The 332-nt window shown below is 63.3% G+C and carries 1 protein-coding gene; it reads left to right on the top strand.

The annotated features are described in order from the left end of the window. Positions 1-21: 21 nt before the first annotated feature. Positions 22-332, top strand: a 311-nt coding sequence (locus IFT55_RS17125) for a hypothetical protein (protein ID WP_192093564.1), incomplete at its 3' end; no start/stop codon positions are given.

The following is a 332-nucleotide window of genomic DNA, read 5'->3' as shown; positions in this document are numbered from 1 at the left end:
ACGATGAACGACGTGCGGTACATGCGGACCGCCGATCCCGACCAGTCGGACAAGTTCGCCACGGCGAACAAGATCGAACGTCAGGGCGACAATGGCGCGCTGGTGACGGCGCAGGTCGCACCGTCGACCCCGTTCTTCCTCTACACCCCGGATCAGCGCGCGGTCGCATCCTTCTACGGCTTCGTGAACACCGATCCCTATGCCGCTGCCGCCTATGCGACCGAACAGGCGGTCGGATATGCCAAGACCGTCGACCAGACGCTGAACCTGACCTTCGGCCTCGGCGCGCTCAAGCCCGGTGAATCGACCAAGATCACCATGTATCTGGGCGT

It is taken from the genome of Sphingomonas sp. CFBP 13720 (assembly GCF_014842075.1).
Taxonomy (GTDB): domain Bacteria; phylum Pseudomonadota; class Alphaproteobacteria; order Sphingomonadales; family Sphingomonadaceae; genus Sphingomonas.
The sequence above is the reverse complement of the archived record's forward strand: the minus strand, read 5'-3'. Positions and strand labels throughout refer to the sequence as shown.